This is a genomic window from Geobacter metallireducens GS-15 (assembly GCF_000012925.1).
Lineage (GTDB): Bacteria > Desulfobacterota > Desulfuromonadia > Geobacterales > Geobacteraceae > Geobacter > Geobacter metallireducens.
This window is the reverse complement of sequence record NC_007517.1, coordinates 2,818,589-2,837,466: the sequence shown is the minus strand read 5'-3', so window position 1 is coordinate 2,837,466 and position 18,878 is coordinate 2,818,589. Positions and strand designations below refer to the sequence as shown.

Genomic DNA, 18,878 nt, shown 5'->3' with positions numbered 1-18,878 from the left:
TGTAGGGGCGGACTGTGTCCGCCCGATTCTGAAATTTGGAAACCCACTATGCCCACAACCCCTGACATCCTGAAAAAGATAGTCGAACACAAGCGCCGTGAGGTGACAGCGGCCCGTTCCGCCACCCCCCTTGCCGAGCTGAAGGCCCGCATCGCCGACCTGGAGGACCAGCCCCGGGGCTTCGAGCGGGCTCTGCGGGACTGCCACGCCTCCGGCTGGACCGCCGTCATCGCCGAGGTGAAGAAGGGGTCCCCCTCCAAGGGGCTCATCCGCCCCGACTTCGATCCCCTGGAGATCGCCGAAACCTACGAGCAGAACGGCGCCGCCTGCCTCTCGGTCCTGACCGACGAACATTTCTTTCTGGGGAACCTCCGCTACCTGGCCCTGATCCGCGAGCAGGTGCGGCTGCCGCTGCTGCGCAAGGATTTCCTCTTCGATCCCTACCAGGTCTTCGAAGCCCGGGCTGCCGGGGCCGACGCCATCCTCCTCATCGCCGCCATGCTGGAGCGGGAGCAGATCGAGGAGCTGGCCGGAATCGCCCGGGAGCTTTCCCTCGACGTGCTCCTGGAGGTCCACGACGAGCCGGAGATGGAGACGGCCCTTGCCACCAATTGCGCCCTTATCGGCATCAATAACCGCAACCTCCGCACCTTTGTTGTGGACCTGGCCACCACCGAGCAGCTCCTCCCCATGGTCCCCGCCGACCGGTTCGTGGTGGCCGAGAGCGGCGTGAACACCCGCGCCGACATCCTCCGTCTCCAGACCGCCGGTGCCCGCGGCTTCCTCATTGGCGAGTCCCTCATGCGGGAGGAGGACATCGGGGCCAAGCTCCGGGAGTTGTTGGGGTGAAAAACAACTGAAACATACAAGCAACTGAGCAACTGAGTAAAACCTGAGAAAACAAATAAACGAGGATGCTTCTGCTTCTATTGATAGGATCAGGCGTTATAAATTCATTGTTTTTCTCTGTTGCTCAGTTGCTCTGTGTTATTCCTTAACAAGCCGAGGTTTCCATGCAGACAAAAATCCTGCTCGACGAAAGCCGCATCCCCACCCACTGGTATAACATCATCCCCGACATGCCCGGCCCCCTGGCGCCAGTCATCAATCCCCGGACCCTCCAGCCGGTGACACCCGACGACCTCCTCCCCATCTTCCCCATGGCCATTATCGAGCAGGAGGTCTCGGGCGAGCGGTGGATCCCGATTCCCGAGGAGGTGCGGGAGATCTACCGGCTCTGGCGGCCGTCACCCCTCTACCGGGCGCGGCGGCTGGAGCAGGCCCTCGGCACCCCGGCGAAGATCTACTACAAGTACGAAGGGGTGTCCCCGGCCGGCTCCCACAAGCCCAATTCGGCCATCCCCCAGGCCTTCTACAACAAGCAGGCCGGCATCCGTCGCCTCGCCACCGAGACCGGCGCCGGCCAGTGGGGGAGTTCCCTGGCCCTGGCCTGCTCCATGTTCGGCCTTGAGTGCACGGTCTACATGGTGAAAGTGTCGTGCACCCAGAAGCCCTACCGCAAGAGCATGATGCAGCTCTGGGGGGCCAATGTGATCCCGTCGCCCTCTGAGTTCACCAACGCCGGCCGTGCCATCCTGGCCCACGACCCGGACAGCAACGGGAGCCTCGGCATCGCCATCTCCGAGGCTGTGGAGGACGCTGTCTCCCGCCCCGACACCAACTACGCCCTGGGGAGCGTCCTGAACCACGTCTGCCTCCACCAGACCGTCATCGGCCAGGAGGCCAAGGAGCAGCTGGCCCTGGCCGGCGACTACCCAGACGTGGTCATCGCCTGCTGCGGCGGCGGCTCCAACTTCGCCGGCACGGCGTTCCCGTTCCTGGCCGACCGAGCCGCCGGCAAGAACGTCCGCTGCCTGGCCGTGGAGCCCGCCTCCTGCCCGACCCTCACCAAGGGGGTCTATGCCTTCGACTACGGCGACACCGCCAAGATGGCCCCCATCGCCATGATGTACACCCTGGGCCACGACTTCATGCCGCCGGGGATCCACGCTGGGGGCTTGCGCTACCATGGCGAGTCCGCCCTGGTGTCGCAGCTCCATCACGCGGGGCTCATCGAGGCGAAGTCGTACCGTCAGAACGCCTGTTTTGAGGCGGCCCACCTCTTTGCCCGCAGCGAGGGGATCGTCCCGGCCCCCGAATCGTCCCACGCGGTGCGGGCTGCCATTGACGAAGCGGTCCTCGCCAAGGAAGAGGGAAAGGAAAAGACTATCCTTTTCTGCCTCTCGGGCCACGGCCAGCTGGACATGGGGGCCTACGACGCCTACCTCTCCGGCGGGCTGGAGGATTTCGAGTATCCCGAGGAGATGATTCGGGAGTCCCTGGCGCGGCTGCCGAAGGTGGATCTGTAAGCGCATGGTTCGCGTCAAGATCTGCGGCATAACCTCCCTGGAGGACGCCCTCATGGCGGTGGAGGCCGGAGCCGATGCCCTCGGCTTCGTCTTCCATGAAGACTCTCCCCGTCACGTGCCCCCCGAGCAGGCCACCGGCATCATCGCCGGGCTTCCCCCCTTCGTGCAGACCGTGGGCCTCTTCGTAAACCGCCCCATCGCATACGTCAACGAAACAGCGGCCCGGTGCCGCATCGACCTGGTCCAGCTCCACGGCGACGAGCCTCCCGAGTTCTGCGCAGCCGTGGAGCGCCGGGTGATCAAGGCCTTCCGGGTACAGGACATCACGAGTCTCGACCCGATCAAGCACTACCGCGTCGCGGCCCATCTCCTCGATGCCTATTCCCCCAAGGCCTACGGCGGCACCGGCCTCACCTTCAACTGGGACATCGCAGCGGCGGCCAAGGAGTTCGGCCCGGTCATCCTTGCCGGCGGGCTCACCCCCGACAACATTCGCGAGGCGGTGGAGGCAGTGAACCCTTACGCCGTGGACGTTTCGGGCGGTGTGGAGAGCGCCCCGGGCCGAAAGGATGCGGCCAAGGTGCGGGAGTTTATTCGACGGGCGAAAGCATAGAGGCCTGGAGGGGCGGGACAATGTATCGGAAAGGGGACGGAAGGAATTCCAACCCCTTTTCTTGCATGGTCATAGAGAGACGAGGTGTAGACACTCTATATTCCGTTGGTACTCATCGTGAGTACGACAAAATTGATGCGGCAACAATCTGAACGGAGAAATTATATGGAAATCAGACCTATAAAAACCGAGGTCGATTATCAGGCCGCGCTCAAAGAGATTGAGCTTCTGTTCGACGCCGCTCCCGATACACCTGAAGGAGATCGGCTGGATGTGCTGGCAATCCTTGTGGAAGCCTATGAGGAAAGGCGCTATAGCATCCCTATGCCTGATCCGATTGAGGCAATTTGTATTACATGGAAAGCCGCGGGCTGACACGTCGCGACCTCGAGCCTTATATCGGGAGCCGCGCCCGTGTATCAGAAGTGCTTAACCGCAAACGTTCGCTGACCATGGAGATGATCCGGAATCTTCATAAAGGTCTCGGCATACCGGCAGACGTTCTGATTCAGCCTTACAATACTTACAAAAACGCGGCTTGATCAGACTGGAGAGCGGCGAGGGATAGCTTTCGTTCTACCAGAAAGTGTCAAGGTGTAGACCTGACACTCTAAGTTTCCTCCTAACTGCCATGGGGGTCTATCGGGGGATGTAGTTGATTAGTTGACTAACTCAACGCTTAAATCAACAAATCAACTACGTCCCCTTCCCAGCCCCCAAGACCGCACACCCTCAGCCCCGTTATCTGGAGCATAAAATCGAATGACAAAAGAGTCTGAAGGATACGAACGCCTTGTTAAGGATGTGCATGATGCGCTCCTTAAGAACGATGGCGTAGAGAACATAACAGTATTGCAGAATGTGAAGCTCAGAGGTAAGAGTGGTGCGTCCCATCAAATCGACGTTTACTGGGAATTTCGTCTTGCTGGCGTGACGTATAAAACCTGTATTGAATGCAAGCAATTCAAGGAATCTGTTAAGAAATCTCATGTGGCTGCCTTCGCTTCAATTCTGGAGGACATAGGTAATGCAACAGGGATTTTTGCCACCACCGAAGGTTTTCAGAATGGAGCCAAACTGTTAGCCAAAGAGAAAGGCATCAGATTGATACTAGTGAACTACATCCTAAAGACCATCCACCTGACCGGTCACTTCAAAATACCGCAAATATCTGTTACCAATCTGACGTTCGACACTGATCATGCAAAACAGCTGCTTCGCGAAAGAGGACTTCAAGTCTATTCCTTACAAACACATGACATTTCAGGCCGAGAGCTGATATTTGACTCTCAAGGTACTCCGAAATGCAAGTTCAGAGATCTCTTTACACTATTGCCTACTGGTTCATCTCAAGAAATTGAGCCAGAAGATGCCTATTTCCCCACTGAAATAGGTAACCTGAAAATAAAATCGGCAGAATACACAGTTGCAGTGCATGAACATCAAACCGAAGACATTATTACAGTTGATGATGTCGCACGAGCAATAATGGAAGATGTATTTGAAAACAACTCTCTTTATCTTAGAGAAGACGGAAGTATTGAAGCAGTAAACAGATAACCCTCGGGGTCTATCGGGGGACGTAGTTGATTAGTTGACTAACTCAACGCTTAAATCAACAAATCAACTACGTCCCCTTCCCAGCCCCCAAGGGGGGCCTTACATAGTATCCAGCGGCGACAGCGGTCTCCGCTGACGCTCCGCCGCTGGCGCCTTGAGCTGTTGAACAATCGACGTAATATTCGAATTTTTTAAAAATCATTATATGGAAGGAAATGGCAATGTCTCATATCGTGTCTTTTAGAATTGAAGGGCTCGCTGGTCGCGACAAGCCTCTCGAAATGGACCTTAATCGTGACACCAATATATTCTTTGGCCAGAATGGGAGCGGTAAGACTTCCCTATTAAAAATTCTGCATTCTGCAATGGCTAACGAGACAGAGATCCTAAGCGGTGTTCCATTTAAGTCTGCGGAAGTAAGCATATTTTCTTTAAATTACAACAAGGTATTTACTCGATCAATTGAGAAAAAGGCTATACGCAAGAATAGTTCATCCAGAATTAGCAAATCAAAGAAGCAACCTTCATTTATTGAAAATGAAATGGTTATTATTCGCGAGCAGCTGTTACAAAAAAACATGTCATGGTCTTGTTCTGATAAAGAAGGTGCAGATACACGCTGGGCGCACCAGTTCCTGCCTACTTCGCGTATCCATGTAAGCGACGAAATGAGTTTTCTGTCCCAAGACAATCCCCGTGGTAGTCGGCCTTGGCTAACGGAAGAAAACCTTGATTCATTATTTGCAAAATCAGTTGAAATCCTATGGAGTAAATATTCTGCTGAGATGTTGGGTGTAGTTCGCGCTGCACAAGAGCAAGGATTAGCCAGCATACTTCGAGCAGTTCTTTCACCTCAGAGTGTAAGAAATAGCTGTGGAAAGAACATACTCACTGCTAACGCCGCGTATGATTTGGTTAAGTCATTTCTTGATAGGCAGTCAACCGCTTCAATTCTAGCAGGCCGTTGAAAAACTCCTTCATTTCCAGGGCAATCCCCTTCAAGGAGATCATTTTAGGCCGATAGTTGCATTGATCTCGCCCTATTCGTTCTTTGAAACTTTGCTTTTTACCTTGATTTGGCCTTTTCGGGCGGGCTTTGCCACCAAGAGTCGCATTATTCCCCTGATTATGCCGTTTTCGTCCCGAGATTGCGCAGCCGGACCAGATTGTATGCCGCAATGGCCATGGTGAAGTACCAGTCGACTTTCGCTATTCCCCGATGCCGGGTCTTGCGGAGATTGCCGACAGTCTTGAGCCAGCCGAAGGCCTCTTCGATCCGCTTGCGAATCCTCAGGCTGGTTTTGTAGCCTTCGTGGCGGGTAGTCCTGCCATCGATGGCTGAGCGGCGGTTAGCGGTGTTCTGAGCAATGTGAGGGGTTACCTTGAGTGCTCGCAGATCTTTGACGCACTCTTTGGTGTCGTAGCCCTTGTCGCCGCCCATGGTGATCCGCTTGTTACCGGCGACGTCTGCGATCATCTCGACTGCGGTATCCCGCTCAGCGGTACCGGTTGCGTGGGTGATTCTGGCATCGACGATGATCCCGTTGCGGTTCTCCATGAGAGCGTGCCCGTGGTAACTGAGCTTCGCCTCTTTGCCCGAGCTTCTCCTGGCAATCCGCGCATCCGGATCGGTGGTGGAGGCATGGGTGTCGTTTTTGAGCTTTTCGCCGTGGAAATCACGCTCCGTGTTACGACCCACTGGAGGCTTTGGTCCATCCTTGGGCCGAAAGCTCTTGATAGAAGCCCACGCCTCGATGAGGGTGCCGTCAACGCTGAAGTGCTCGTCGGACAACAGCTTTGCCCTTCGGGCCTGCTCAACTACTTTTGCCAAGAGCAGCCGTGCCACGTCGGTATCGATCAACCGCTCCAGGTTGGTGGAAAACGAGGAGTGGTCCCAGACCTTCTCGTCCAGGGCCAATCCCACAAACCAGCGGAACAGGATGCTGTAGCTGATCTGCTCCACCAGCAGACGGTTACTCCTGATGGTGTACAGCGCCTGAAGCAGAAGTGCTTTAAGCAACTGCTCAGGAGGAATCGAGGGCCGGCCGGTGTGGGAGTACATGGCCTCGAATTGCGGGCTGAGCTCTGCAAGGGCCTTATCCACCATCGCCCTGATCGACCGCAAGGGGTGGTCCTTCGGGACGTACGACTCAGGGGAGAGATAACAGAACAGAGCTTCGGTTTTTGTCTCGGCGCCGCGCATAACTTTTCTCCTGTAAATTCAGATTGTTACGCGTAAAAATATAGCACAGTTCGCTAACTTATTGAATCAAAAAGGTTTAGTTTTTCAACAACCTGCTAGGAAAGAGAAGTGATTTTGAAAAACGATATGTAACTGATCAAACATTACAAGATGTAGTTCAAGACATTGATTCAGTAGAGGAAAAAATTAAGTCAGCAGTGAGTTCAAGAGACATGCTGCAAAAGCTTATCTCAAAAATGTTTACTGCTAATAAATCAATTCATTTTGGAGACAAATCAATACAGGTTAAGAGCATGTCAGGCGAAGATATAGGGTTAGCAACTCTGTCATCTGGCGAAAAGCACCTACTTAAAATATTGGTAGAATCTCTACTTATTGGTGATAGTTCACTTATAATAGATGAACCTGAAATTTCAATGCATATAGATTGGCAAAAAGACTTGGTTAGTTCAATACGAGCACTTAATGCTGATGCACAGTTAATATTTGCTACACATTCGCCTGAAATAATGGCTGATATTTCTGATGATAAAATATTCAGGATATGAGGTGGCCATATATATGAGTCGTCTAATACATTCAAACTCAGGGCATATTCGTTCAATGCAGATTTCCAATACTCAACTTTTCATTTTTGTCGAAGGGAAGCAGAGTGATCCGTATTTTTTTGCTAAAGTCTGTAAAGCTTCACTACCCGATAGTATTGAATTTGAGATTTCGACAGCCCAACAAATTTCTGGAGGAGCCGGTGGCAAAGAAGCGTTGATTTCTTATTTTAGGTGCCTCCGTCGAAAAAGTGCGCTCATATCTTTTTTCGAAGGCAAAAGAACGGCTTGTATTTTCATTTTAGACAAGGATATTGACGATATAAAGCGCAAGCAACTACGATCAACACACGTCATATATACACAGTATTATGATGTTCAAAATTACATATTTGAGCATGGCGATCTTGTTACTGGAGTTGCGGCAGCTGCCTCGATTGATCCTCGTAAGCTTCATGGTGTGCTTGGAAATTCATCTGAATGGTGCAGAAGGGTTTCTCACTTATGGCGTGACTGGATTGCATTGTGTTTCCGTCTCATTGAAGATGGAATCCGTGGTGAAGCAAACTATGGAGCACCTTCACGAATTCAGACACGTAATTGTGGTATGACAGACACGATTGCACTTGAATCCCTTGTCCGCACACTTGCGCAACGTACAAACATATCTTTCGATGAAATGATGAGGAAAGTGGAATTGTCGAATAAGAAGATTGATAGATATTTCAAAACAGGTCAACATCATAGAATTTTTAAGGGGAAATGGTTTTCATTGATTCTTGCAGATGAAGTTGAGCGTATCATGACGGGTCAACCACACGATTGCAACGGATTGGCTGGGCGACTCCCTTCAACTGTTGCTGCCACGATAAATTTTAACGACCCTTGGATCGAGTATTTCAAACACCGATTGTGTGCTGTAGCAGCAATGCTATAAAATGTCCAACCCGCGCTCAGACCTTGACCGGGCATGAATACGTCCGGCAGATCAAGCGCAGCCCCGTTGAGCAAGAATAGAAGAACCAAACACTAAGATCATGGTGTTCCGAGCTTAAAATAGCTTATTGAAATGGGATTAAATGAGAAGCCGCAATTTTGAAAACCAGAAATCATGGTACAAAAGACTAAAGCTATTTGATTGAGGGTCTATCGGGGGACGGGGTCTATCGGGGGACGTAGTTGATTAGTTGACTAACTCAACGCTTAAATCAACAAATCAACTACGTCCCCTTCCCGGTACTCAGCCCCCGTCCCCTTCCCAGCCCCCGTCCCAGCCGCACAAAACCTTTATGTAGAAAGAGGACAAATGTCTTACATCCGCGATCATTACGAAAATCTCTTGGCTGATCATTACTCCTGGCTCTTTGGCAGCTTTGAGGCGAGGGCAACGGAAAACGAAAGATTCTTCGCGGCCCACGGGATCACCCCGCAAGGCAACCGCCGGGCGATAGACCTCGGCGCCGGCTCAGGTTTTCAATCAATACCGCTGGCCCGTGCGGGCTTTCAGGTTACAGCCATCGACCTTTCCCCTAAGCTGTTGGTCGAGTTGAACATGCGGCGGGACGAGCTATCTATAATGACCGTAGAGGACGATCTGCTGAACTTTCCAAGACATCTACAGGGAAAGGCTGAGTTGTGCGTCTGTATGGGAGACACTTTAACCCACCTTGATAACCGGGAAGCGGTTGAGAAGCTCTGCCGATTAGCCTTTGTAGCCTTGGAGGAGAAAGGCCGATTGGTCCTGACCTTCCGTGATCTCACGACCGCTCTAGAGGGGCTGGATCGGTTTATTCCAGTCCGAAACGATGCAGACAAAATCTTTACCTGCTTTCTTGAGTACGAGCTAGAGCACGTCAAGGTGCATGACCTAATCTACGAAAAGATTGACAGTGGCTGGAATCTCAGGAAGAGTTTCTACCGCAAATGCCGGGTTCCGTTCACATGGACTAAGGAAATCCTAGCTGCTGTCGGTTTCAATTTAAGGCTCTTTAGCAGAATCTGTGGTGACACAGGGGTTCTGGCAAGTCGCCAAGTGTGTGATATAGCGCCACTTGCAGGCACTTGATGGTTCGGAAACCGTACGCTTTTCTGATAGTCAGTTTTGCTTTGAGGTTCAGACCCTCTACCGCGCCGCTGGAAAGTCGGCCTTTTGCCTTGAACCAGTTGAGAATCATCGGTTTGTGGTTGCGTAACATCCTGGCAACCTTCTTCATCGGTTCCAGGTCAGTTTGCATTGTCCTGATGACCCAGTCGTCGAGGAACTTGCCAGCAAAGTCAGACCGCTGGTAGTCCCAGAACTGCTGAAAGTCCTCGCGCAGCAGATATGCCTTGATTGATGAGAGGTTGAGCTTGAGCAAATCTCCCAATCGTGACGTCTGCTTCTCGGACAGATTTTCCGGCCGTTTCAGCAGCAACCAACGGCCCTTTTCCAGGACGTTCTCCTGCTTGGCGGCCTTGAACTCCTTGGCTTCGGTGCGCCGAACCTCGTCAATCGCTTCGTTAAACTTCCGCATGATGTGGAAGCGGTCGAGGATGTTCACGGCATTGGGTGCCCGCTTGGCGATAACCTTGAGATACGGTGCCCACATGTCGCTGCAGACATACTTGAGCTTGGCGCTGCGTTCTTTGCCGAATTCCCGAAAGAAGCGCAGTAGCGTTCTTATCCGACGTTGCGGACCACACCAGAGAAGACGCCTGACGCCGGCATTGAGCTGATAGACCATCGTAAGATACTGATGGCCCTTGAAGACGGCAATTTCATCAACACCGATTTCCGTAACGCCATCAAGGTTTCTGTTTGCCAGGCCGTAATCGACAGCATACTGCACCGCCCGAAAGATGCTGTCCCAACTGGTCTTAAAGATTTCGGCAACTTCCTTCCAGGAGAGTCGCCGAGCCCACCGGGCAAGATAGACCTGGTACGAGATCGTCATTTGCTCTTTGCCATACCCCCAGGGGAGGGATTCAACCTTTACCCCATGGATTGGGCACAGAACCCGACGGGGAGCGTAGCGAAAGAAGACCTTGAACGCCCAGATCGGCACATACTCGAACAGTCGGGCCGGTTGCGTGTCGTATGTCTTGCCTCGCTTGCCACATTCCGGGCATTCGGGCTTGCTGTTGCGACGAGCCTTGATGTCAATGACCAGTGCTTCTGAGCCGCCGACTTTCGCCAGTCGGCAATCTCCGTAAATGAAGGACTTGAAACGCTCGAACTTGTTCAGTACAGTCTTGATAAGCATTGCTTCTCCCGTGTCGGACTTGATCGTTTCTCGCAAAAACAATCTTATCCTTCACGGAGGGGCAATGCCCTTATTTTTTCAGCCAACTACCCACAGATTCTGCGGACGAGGCCAATTTAACTCTTGCCACCCTTGACAAGGGGCTCGTTACAATTATCGCCTCAAAGCAATAAGAGCCGTATAAAAAGGGTCAACCAAATGCTGCACGCACAAGCGGTGGTCGAAGATCACAGACGTGATTTGCTTACCAACCTGGATAATCTTTCAGCCGACCGATTTGTACACGAACTCTGGTCGCTAGCTGGGGACATGGCGCACTTCGACTTCGATGTTAGCCCCCTTACGGGCTTCGACACGTTTCTGAGTCTACGCGAGGAAATATCGGCTGAGGCGCTGAGCCTCACCAAGGACTTAAGCGAAGCTACCAATATGGCTGCTTTTATCGAAGAGCTTACTAAGCCATAGAGGATCGTCGTAAATTGTGTACTCTCAGCCTATGAGAAGCACAGCGAACCCGCGCCGGAATGGTACAATTCTGTCGTACGTTGACGCGGAAATGTTGGCCAGCCAATGCCCCTCTGGCTGCGACACATTCGTTGCCTTCGGCCTAGGGTGGCTCATCTCGATGGAGGCGTGACATGGACAAGCCAGCAAAGAACACGATTTGTCTTTGGTACGATGGCGACGCCGAGGACGCGGCGTGGTTTTACGCCCAGACCTTTCCTGATTCGTCTGTCGGCGCGGTGTACCGCGCACCGGGAGACTTTCCGTCGGGGAAGAAAGGGGACGTGCTGACCGTCGAGTTTACGGTGATGGGCATCCCGTGCCTCGGGCTCAACGGCGGACCTGAGGTCAAGCACAACGAAGCGTTCTCGTTTCAGGTCGCAACCGTTGACCAGGCCGAAACGGATCGCTACTGGAACGCGATCGTCGGCAACGGCGGCCAGGAGAGCGTGTGCGGCTGGTGCAAGGACAAATGGGGAGTGTCCTGGCAGATTACGCCGATCGCCCTGACGAAGGCGGTCACTGATCCCGATACCGCCACCGCCAAACGCGCGTTCGATGCGATGATGCAGATGAAAAAGATCGACATCGCCGCAATTGAGGCGGCGCGCCGCGGTTGAGAGCCTGCGAATGCGTGGTGACCGTTAATGCCTCTTGATGTGGCTCCTCCTGATGTGTGACAATATATGGCCCGCAGTTTCCCGATATCAGCCGGTGCGACTGATTTCTAATACTACCGATGGAGGATATCCATGAAATTACCCGACAAACAGGGCCACTTCGGCCAGTTCGGCGGCCGTTACGTGCCGGAAACCCTCATGCCGGCGCTCCTGGAGCTGGAGAAGGCCTACAACCACTACAAGAACGACCGCGAGTTCAAGGAGGAGTTCGACTACTACCTCCGCCAGTACGTGGGGCGCCCCAATCCCCTCTACTTTGCCGAGAAGCTCACGCAAAAGCTGGGGGGCGCGAAGATCTACCTCAAGCGCGAGGACCTGAACCACACCGGTGCCCACAAGGTGAACAATACCATCGGCCAGGGGCTTCTGGCCAAGCGGATGGGGAAGAAACGGGTCATTGCCGAGACCGGTGCCGGCCAGCACGGGGTGGCCACGGCCACCATTGCGGCCCTCTTCGGCATGGAGTGCGAGGTCTTCATGGGGGAGGAGGATATCCGGCGCCAGGCCCTGAACGTCTTCCGGATGAAGCTCCTGGGGGCGAAGGTTACGCCGGTGACCGCCGGCACCGCCACCCTCAAGGACGCCATGAACGAGGCCATGCGGAACTGGGTGACCTACATCCACAACACCTTCTACGTGATCGGCACCGTGGCGGGACCCCACCCCTATCCGGTGATGGTCCGCGACTTCCAGTCGGTCATCGGCCGGGAGGCCAAGGCCCAGCACAAGAAGATCGAGGGAAGGTTGCCGGATGTTCTCGTTGCCTGCGTCGGCGGCGGCAGCAATGCCCTGGGGCTCTTCTACCCGTTCCTCAATGACCGGGAGGTCCGGATGGTGGGGGTGGAGGCCGCGGGCCACGGCATCGCCTCCGGAGCCCACGCGGCGCCGCTCTGCGCCGGGACGGTCGGCGTTCTCCACGGCAACAAGACCTACCTCCTCCAGGATGAGTTCGGCCAGATAGCCAATGCCCACTCCGTTTCCGCCGGCCTTGATTACCCCGGCGTTGGCCCCGAGCACGCCTGGCTCAAGGATTCCAGGCGGGCCGAGTATGTGTCGGTCACCGACGATGAGGCCCTGGAGGCCTTCACGCTCCTGACCCGGGAGGAGGGGATCATGCCGGCCCTGGAGTCGTCCCACGCCATCGCCCACGTGGTGAAGCTGGCGCCGACACTGCCGAGGGAGCAGACCATCGTCGCCTGCCTCTCCGGCCGGGGGGACAAGGATATTCACACGGTGGCCGACGCCATGGGGGTACAGTTTTAGTATTTGTAAAAATGAACACTATGCCGAAAAATGCCTTTGTAACTTGTTGAAAATACAGGCTAATATAAAAAAATAGCTTGACATTGCACGCTGTTTTACCGTATAACACGACTCGTCCGTAAAATAGAACGGACACAGGGAAAGGACCCGCTTTGGGTCCTTTTGCTGTTTCTGAGTTGAGATTGCTTCATTAAGGATGTTTGTTAGCTATTTTCGTGGACCATGGCGACTCTGTCGCATAGCCGGGAGACCTGGAAATCCAGTCGTCTCTACATCAAGGAAAGGAGTTATTGGCCGGTGCCGGTCCTGCGCGTTCGTCGCGCTGTCCCGTTCCGTTTCGTTGACCGTCCGGCAAAGCCTCAAAAACCGACCCAAAAAATAACTATGAAAAAAATGATCCTTCTATCGGCAGTCATGATGCTCACTGGTGTTTCCTGCAACCAGACCGCTCTGCGCCGGGACCCCGTCACGGTGGTCCTCAGCGAATCCGGTGTTGACCTGGAAGTCCGTCGGCTCATGGATCAGGGTATCGAGTTGGATGAACGTCAACGACAGGCACGGGCCATTGCCACGGTGTTTGCGCGACGCACCACCCCCGACCGGGCCTACCGGCTCGCATCCCTCTGCTACCTGAAAACCCTCGGTACCGATTTCATGCCCCTCGACCTTGCCGAACTGGCCTTGGCCGAAACCGGTTCCATCGGCTTCGACCCGAAGGCGGTTTCGTCGAAGGGTGCCCTTGGTGTCTGGCAGCTCATGCCCTATCGGGCAGAGAGCCACGGATTCAACCCCCACGAGATGGCCAATGACGAAAAATGCGCGGAGGCCGCTGTTCGGGAGTTGGCCACCAAGCTCGACATGGCCCGCGGCAATCTGGTGAGGGCAAAGAAACTCTACTGCGGCGTCGGTCCCGAAGCCGATGCCTACGAAATCAAGCGCCGCCGCTACCAGCGAGAGATCCTGAGGGAACTCGGCACTCCCCTCCACGTCCGGGCCGTGGATTTGCGCTTCTCGTTCGCCAAGGTCTCATAGCTCTGCCGCAGGCGAGCAGGACAACCCAGCACGAAGGGCGGACTTCGCAAGGAGTCTGCCCTTTTTCGTGGTACTTCTCGCGCGGCAGGGGACGGATGTGGTAAGGTGGGGCTGCAAATCGCGGAGATGTCAGGAGGGTTGCATGAAAAAGCTGTTGATTCTGGTTGTGTGCATGATTTTCTGCGCCGGCTGTTCGCTGTTCCTGGATAAGCCGGAAGTGAAAGTCAGGGATTTGAATGTTGTCGGGATCGGCGTCGAGGGGGTGGATCTCGAGTTCCTCCTGACGGTCACCAACCCCAATTCGTTTCCCCTGGTCCTGAACGGCTACACCTATGATCTGAACGTCATGGCGCTCCCGCTCACCAAGGGGGGAAAGCGCGAGCGGATCGAGTTCCCCGCCGATAAGGCCACTGATGTGCGGCTTCCCTTCAAGGTCGCTTATGGGGATCTGTGGGAAATCCTCAAGCGCCAGCCAGACCAGAATAAGATTCCCTATCGGCTGAACGCCGGGCTCGAGGTGGAAACCCCCTTCGGTACCACCACGGTGCCGGTGAGCAAGGAGAGTGTGTTTGCCGTGCCGGAGCGCTACCGTACTTCCGGTATTCTCAAGGGTGTCACCGACTTGCTGAAAGGTTTCCGGCAATGAATGTCATCGATGTTGTCGGGCTCGCCAAGAGTTTCGGCTCCCGCACGGTTCTCGACGGTGTCACCTTTGCCGTGGGCGAGGAGGAGAAGGTCGGCCTCATCGGCGTCAACGGCTGCGGCAAGTCGACCCTCATGCAGATCCTTGCGGGGCTTGAGGAGCGGGACGGCGGCACCATCATGACCCGTCGCGGCGCGTCCATCGGCTACCTCTCCCAGGAGCCGCTCCTTGACGACGGGCTCACCATCGGCGAGGAGATTGAGCAAGGTCTCGTGGAGATCCGGCGGGTCATGACCGAGTACGAGGGGGTGACGGCACAGCTTGCCGAGCCGTCGCCGGACCACGACCGGCTCCTGGAGCGCCAGGGAGAGCTGACCTCCTGGATAGAACACCATGGCGGCTGGAACACCGACCACCGGGTGGCGGAGATCATGACCCACCTGGGAATCCCCGACCGGAACCGGCGTCTCGGCGAGCTCTCCGGCGGGACGAAGCGGCGGGTGGCCCTGGGGCGCCTCCTCCTCCAGGCCCCGGACCTCCTCCTTCTGGACGAGCCCACCAACCACCTGGACGCCGACACGGTCCAGTGGCTTCAGGAGCACCTTATGGCCTATTCCGGCGCGGTGCTCCTCATAACCCACGACCGCTACTTCCTCGACCAGGTGGTGGGGAGGATGCTGGACCTGGAGCGGGGCCTGATTACTGCATACAGCGGCGGTTACTCCAGCTACCTCATCCAGCGGGAGGAGCGGCTGGCCCGGGAGGCCCGGGGGCACGACCGGCTCCTGAATCTCCTCCGGAACGAGACCGCCTGGATGCGGCGGGGCCCCAAGGCCCGCACCACCAAGCAGAAGGCCCGCATCGACCGGTTCCACGACCTTGAGGCCCGTGCACAGGTGGAGACGACCCGGGAGACCACCATCGCCTTCACCCCCGGTGATGGTCTGGGTGGCACCATCATGGAGCTCCAGGGGGTGCGGAAGTCCCTGGGGGGACAGCTCCTGGTGGACGACCTCACCTTCCTCATGAAGCGCGGCGACCGGGTCGGGATCATTGGCCCCAACGGCTGCGGCAAGACCACCCTCATGCGGATGATCATGGGGGAAGAGCCGCCCGATGGCGGGACGGTGGTAATCGGTGCCAAGACCCGCATCGCCTACTTTGACCAGAACCGGGAAATCCTCGATCCGTCACTGACCCTCTATGATTTCCTCGGCGAGGGGGATTACGTGACGGTGGGGGGGGAGCGGCGCCACAAGATTGGCTACCTGGAGGAGTTCCTCTTTCCGCCGTCCGACCGGATGCGGCGGATCGCCACCCTCTCCGGCGGCGAGAAGAGCCGCCTCATCCTGGCGCGCCTCATGCTGGCGGACGCCAACCTCCTCGTCCTGGACGAGCCCACCAACGACCTCGACATCCCGACGCTGCAGCTTCTGGACGATGCCCTGACCCGCTTTCCCGGCTGTATCCTCATGGTGACCCACGATCGCTTTTTCCTCGATAAGGTGGCAACGGGCATCCTCTCCTTCGAGGGAGAGGGGAGGACCGTCTTCTACGAAGGGAACTACACCCTCTACCGGGAGCTGAGAGCGCAAAATCTGAAAGAAGAGAATAAGGGCGGGAGTGGCAGGCCCGTTGCGGCACCTCCTGCGGTACGCGAACGGCCCCGCAAGAAGGGGCTCACCTTTGCCGAAAGGCAGGAGCTCGAGCGGGTCGAGGCGGAGATCGCCCACCTGGAGCTCCGGACGGCGGAGGTGGAAGCCGCCCTGGCGGATCCTGCCGCCTATGCTGGGGCGCCGGGGGGGATAGCGGCCCTTTCCACGGAATTCGCCCATATGGGAGAGAAACTGGAGGAACTTCTCCTTCGCTGGGAAGAGCTCGAAACCAAGCGGTCGGAGGCGTAGGCCCGGCAGCTCGGGAAACCGCGTCGGTAGCCTCTTTTCGCTTGAAAAATCAGACCTTGGCTGTTATATCAAGACCAGTTGATTATTAAATTTTTCATGCGCAGGGGCACTTTATGCTCAAGGATATGAAACTCGGCGTACGGCTTATCGGATCCTTCATCATTATGGCCGTCATCGTGGCGGTGACCGGATTGATCGGCATCCGGAGCATCAACATGGTTTCAAGCCGTGTCGGGACCGTCCTGCAGGAACAGTACGATCAGCAGAAGGTGGCGCTCCAGCTCCAGTCGGCCGAGCGGACCGTCCGGGCGGACCTCCTTGAGGGACTGATGGGGCACCTTGACGAAAAGGGAATGAAGGAGCACCTCGACTCATATACCAAGAACCGCGATCTCATCCGCCGTTACTCAACGGGACTTCTCAAGGGGGACGAGGCGCTGGGGATTCACCCGGCGCCCAAGGACAGCGTCATGGAATCCCACGCCGAGACCCTCACGGAAACATGGGGCGAATACGAAAAGGTTGCCGAGAAGATCATCGCTTACAAAACCGCTGTTATTGCCGGCCAACAGACTCCGTCCACGCTGTCCGAGTCCCGCCTCATCTCGGAGCTTTCCGGTGCCAGCGAGTTCGTTGCCCGTGATATCGACGATCTCATCGAAACGGTCAAGGGGATGATGAAGGATGCGGGGAAGGAGACGTCGCGGGTCAAAACCTCCGTAACCATAACCTTCATTTTCGTGATTATCGGTGCCGCGGCCCTCGCCTTTTCGTTCGGCATTGTTGCTACCCGCAACATTATTCGCCGCGTCGATCAGATGGTCAAGGCCGTGAAGGGCGGCGCGGAGGGGGATCTCTCCTCCCGGGTGCCCATCACGTCGGGAGATGAACTCGGCCGACTCGGCGATGACTTCAATACCATGCTGGAGAAGCTCGGTGAACTCGTTAAGAAGGTGAATCGCTCCCTGGTGGAGGTGGGGCAGATCTCGGCCAACATCTTCGAGGTCTCCCGCCGGGTCCTCTCCGCGGCCGAGGTTCAGGCCGAGGGGGGGTCCCAGACATCCTCCGCGGTGACCGAGATCAATGCTTCCATCAAGGAAGTTTCCTCCGGGGTCGACAGTCTTTCGCTCTCGTCGTCGGAGACCTCGTCCTCCATCCTGGAGATGGCCGCGAGCATCGAAGAGGTGGCCTTGAACGCGGAGGCCCTGGCCCAGTCCGTTGAGGAGGTGAGCTCTTCGGTCGTGGAGATGGTGGCGTCCATCAAGCAGATCAGCGGCAGTGTCGCGAGCCTCATGGAGGCGACCTCATCCACTGCTTCTTCGGTGGCCGAGATGGACAGCTCCATCAAGCAGGTCGAGAAAAACGCCATGGAATCCGCGGCCATTTCCGAGGGAGTCCGCCGTGACGCCGAAACGGGCAAGGCTTCGGTTGAGGCCACCATTGCGGGCATCAGCGAGATCAAGCGCTCGTCCCGGATTACCTCCGAGGTGATCGAAACCCTTTCGGAGCGGGTCAGCGATATCGGCGCGATCCTCTCGGTCATCGACGAAGTGGCCGAGCAGACCAACCTCCTGGCGTTGAACGCCGCCATCATCGCCGCCCAGGCAGGGGAGCACGGCAAGGGGTTCGCCGTGGTGGCCGACGAGATCAAGGAGTTGGCCGAACGGACCTCCAGTTCCACCCGGGAAATCTCCCTGCTCATCAAGGGGGTTCAGGACGAAACCGCCCGGGCCGTGGAGGCGATCGAGGTGGCCGAGAAGAGCATCGCCGACGGAGAGATTCTGTCACAGCGGTCGGGCGAGGCCCTCGCCAAGATCGTTACCGGGGTCCAGGAGACCACCGCACAGGTGGAAAGCATCGCCCGGGCCACCATGGAGCAGGCCAAGGGGAGCCAGATGATCCGGGAGGCCATGGAGCAGGTCTCCGACATGATCGGCCAGATCGCCAGCGCCACCCGTGAGCAGAGCAAGGGGAGCGACATGATTATGGGGGCTGCCGAGCGGATGAAGGGGCTCACCTCCCAGGTAAGGGTCTCCACCAAGGAGCAGGCAAAAGTCGGGAATTTCATTGCCAGTTCCACGGAGAATATCACCACCATGATCCGCCAGATCAAGAGGGCCTGTGACGAGCAGACCCGGGGGAGCGAGCAGATTATCCGCGCCGTAGAAAACATCCAGGAATCAACGGATACAAACCTTGGGGCCGCCAAGATGATGGAGGACTCGGTCTCCCGGCTCTCCCGCCAGCTTGAAGTGCTTCAGGGAGAAATGAACAGCTTCAAGGTTGAAAATCAGGGAGCAGTGCCCAAGGGTTAGGGCCA

17 protein-coding genes and 1 pseudogene are annotated in these 18,878 nt (G+C 56.1%); 16 read left to right on the top strand and 2 right to left on the bottom strand.

Going from position 1 to position 18,878, the window contains the following annotated elements; translation table 11 throughout:
* The first annotated feature begins 48 nt into the window (after nt 1–48).
* From trpC to GMET_RS18410, 6 genes and pseudogenes are all read left to right on the top strand, one after another.
* Nucleotides 49–849 carry an indole-3-glycerol phosphate synthase TrpC gene (gene trpC / locus GMET_RS12550; RefSeq protein WP_004514652.1) on the top strand — a complete coding sequence of 267 codons (801 nt, stop codon included), beginning with the start codon at nt 49–51 and terminating at the stop codon, nt 847–849.
* Between the two features lie 164 nt (nt 850–1,013).
* Nucleotides 1,014–2,369, top strand: coding sequence for a TrpB-like pyridoxal phosphate-dependent enzyme (locus tag GMET_RS12545; RefSeq protein ID WP_004514653.1), 1,356 nt, complete (start codon nt 1,014–1,016; stop codon nt 2,367–2,369).
* Between the two features lie 4 nt (nt 2,370–2,373).
* Complete coding sequence (locus GMET_RS12540) at nt 2,374–2,982, top strand: phosphoribosylanthranilate isomerase (protein WP_004514654.1); 609 nt, start codon at nt 2,374–2,376, stop codon at nt 2,980–2,982.
* A 165-nt stretch (nt 2,983–3,147) separates the two neighbouring features.
* Nucleotides 3,148–3,524: pseudogene (locus GMET_RS19295) on the top strand (helix-turn-helix domain-containing protein).
* A gap of 220 nt (nt 3,525–3,744) precedes the next feature.
* Complete coding sequence (locus tag GMET_RS18185) at nt 3,745–4,542, top strand: restriction endonuclease (protein ID WP_011366063.1); 798 nt, start codon at nt 3,745–3,747, stop codon at nt 4,540–4,542.
* A gap of 221 nt (nt 4,543–4,763) precedes the next feature.
* Nucleotides 4,764–5,510, top strand: a complete 747-nt coding sequence (locus GMET_RS18410; protein ID WP_187148450.1) for an ATP-binding protein — start codon at nt 4,764–4,766, stop codon at nt 5,508–5,510.
* A 158-nt stretch (nt 5,511–5,668) separates the two neighbouring features.
* On the opposite strand, the gene GMET_RS12525 is transcribed toward GMET_RS18410, so the two are convergent.
* Complete coding sequence (locus GMET_RS12525) at nt 5,669–6,745, bottom strand: IS5-like element ISGme1 family transposase (RefSeq protein ID WP_011365646.1); 1,077 nt, start codon at nt 6,743–6,745, stop codon at nt 5,669–5,671.
* 92 nt (nt 6,746–6,837) lie between these two features.
* Here GMET_RS12525 and GMET_RS18405 point away from each other — a divergent pair, with 92 nt between their 5' ends.
* From GMET_RS18405 to GMET_RS12515, 3 genes are all read left to right on the top strand, one after another.
* Nucleotides 6,838–7,293: an AAA family ATPase gene (locus GMET_RS18405; RefSeq protein ID WP_081431798.1), complete on the top strand. Its 456-nt coding sequence runs from the start codon at nt 6,838–6,840 to the stop codon at nt 7,291–7,293.
* 13 nt (nt 7,294–7,306) lie between these two features.
* On the top strand, nt 7,307–8,227 hold the full coding sequence (locus GMET_RS12520; RefSeq protein ID WP_004514795.1) for a DUF4435 domain-containing protein: 921 nt from the start codon (nt 7,307–7,309) through the stop codon (nt 8,225–8,227).
* A 369-nt stretch (nt 8,228–8,596) separates the two neighbouring features.
* Nucleotides 8,597–9,355 (top strand): class I SAM-dependent methyltransferase, encoded by a 759-nt coding sequence (locus tag GMET_RS12515; RefSeq protein WP_011366061.1) that lies wholly within the window; start codon nt 8,597–8,599, stop codon nt 9,353–9,355.
* On the opposite strand, the gene GMET_RS12510 is transcribed toward GMET_RS12515, so the two are convergent.
* Nucleotides 9,279–10,532, bottom strand: a complete 1,254-nt coding sequence (locus GMET_RS12510) for an ISL3-like element ISGme6 family transposase (RefSeq protein WP_004514804.1) — start codon at nt 10,530–10,532, stop codon at nt 9,279–9,281. The two genes, GMET_RS12515 and GMET_RS12510, sit on opposite strands and share 77 nt — an antisense overlap.
* Nucleotides 10,533–10,730: 198 nt before the next feature.
* On the opposite strand from GMET_RS12510, the gene GMET_RS12505 reads away from it, so the two are divergent.
* The 7 genes from GMET_RS12505 (at nt 10,731) to GMET_RS12475 (ending at nt 18,873) form a co-directional block, all read left to right on the top strand.
* Complete coding sequence (locus GMET_RS12505; RefSeq protein ID WP_004512415.1) at nt 10,731–10,997, top strand: hypothetical protein; 267 nt, start codon at nt 10,731–10,733, stop codon at nt 10,995–10,997.
* Between the two features lie 173 nt (nt 10,998–11,170).
* Entirely contained in the window at nt 11,171–11,656 is a 486-nt protein-coding gene (locus GMET_RS12500) for a VOC family protein (RefSeq protein WP_004512416.1), read from the top strand.
* A 132-nt stretch (nt 11,657–11,788) separates the two neighbouring features.
* Nucleotides 11,789–12,979: a tryptophan synthase subunit beta gene (gene trpB, locus GMET_RS12495; RefSeq protein WP_004512417.1), complete on the top strand. Its 1,191-nt coding sequence runs from the start codon at nt 11,789–11,791 to the stop codon at nt 12,977–12,979.
* Between the two features lie 384 nt (nt 12,980–13,363).
* Nucleotides 13,364–14,011 (top strand): transglycosylase SLT domain-containing protein, encoded by a 648-nt coding sequence (locus GMET_RS12490; RefSeq protein ID WP_011366060.1) that lies wholly within the window; start codon nt 13,364–13,366, stop codon nt 14,009–14,011.
* Between the two features lie 142 nt (nt 14,012–14,153).
* Complete coding sequence (locus tag GMET_RS12485) at nt 14,154–14,657, top strand: LEA type 2 family protein (RefSeq protein ID WP_004512419.1); 504 nt, start codon at nt 14,154–14,156, stop codon at nt 14,655–14,657.
* Entirely contained in the window at nt 14,654–16,558 is a 1,905-nt protein-coding gene (locus GMET_RS12480) for an ABC-F family ATP-binding cassette domain-containing protein (RefSeq protein WP_004512420.1), read from the top strand. The genes GMET_RS12485 and GMET_RS12480 overlap by 4 nt, the downstream gene beginning before the upstream one ends.
* 113 nt (nt 16,559–16,671) lie before the next feature.
* Nucleotides 16,672–18,873, top strand: a complete 2,202-nt coding sequence (locus GMET_RS12475; protein WP_011366059.1) for a methyl-accepting chemotaxis protein — start codon at nt 16,672–16,674, stop codon at nt 18,871–18,873.
* Nucleotides 18,874–18,878 lie beyond the last annotated feature (5 nt).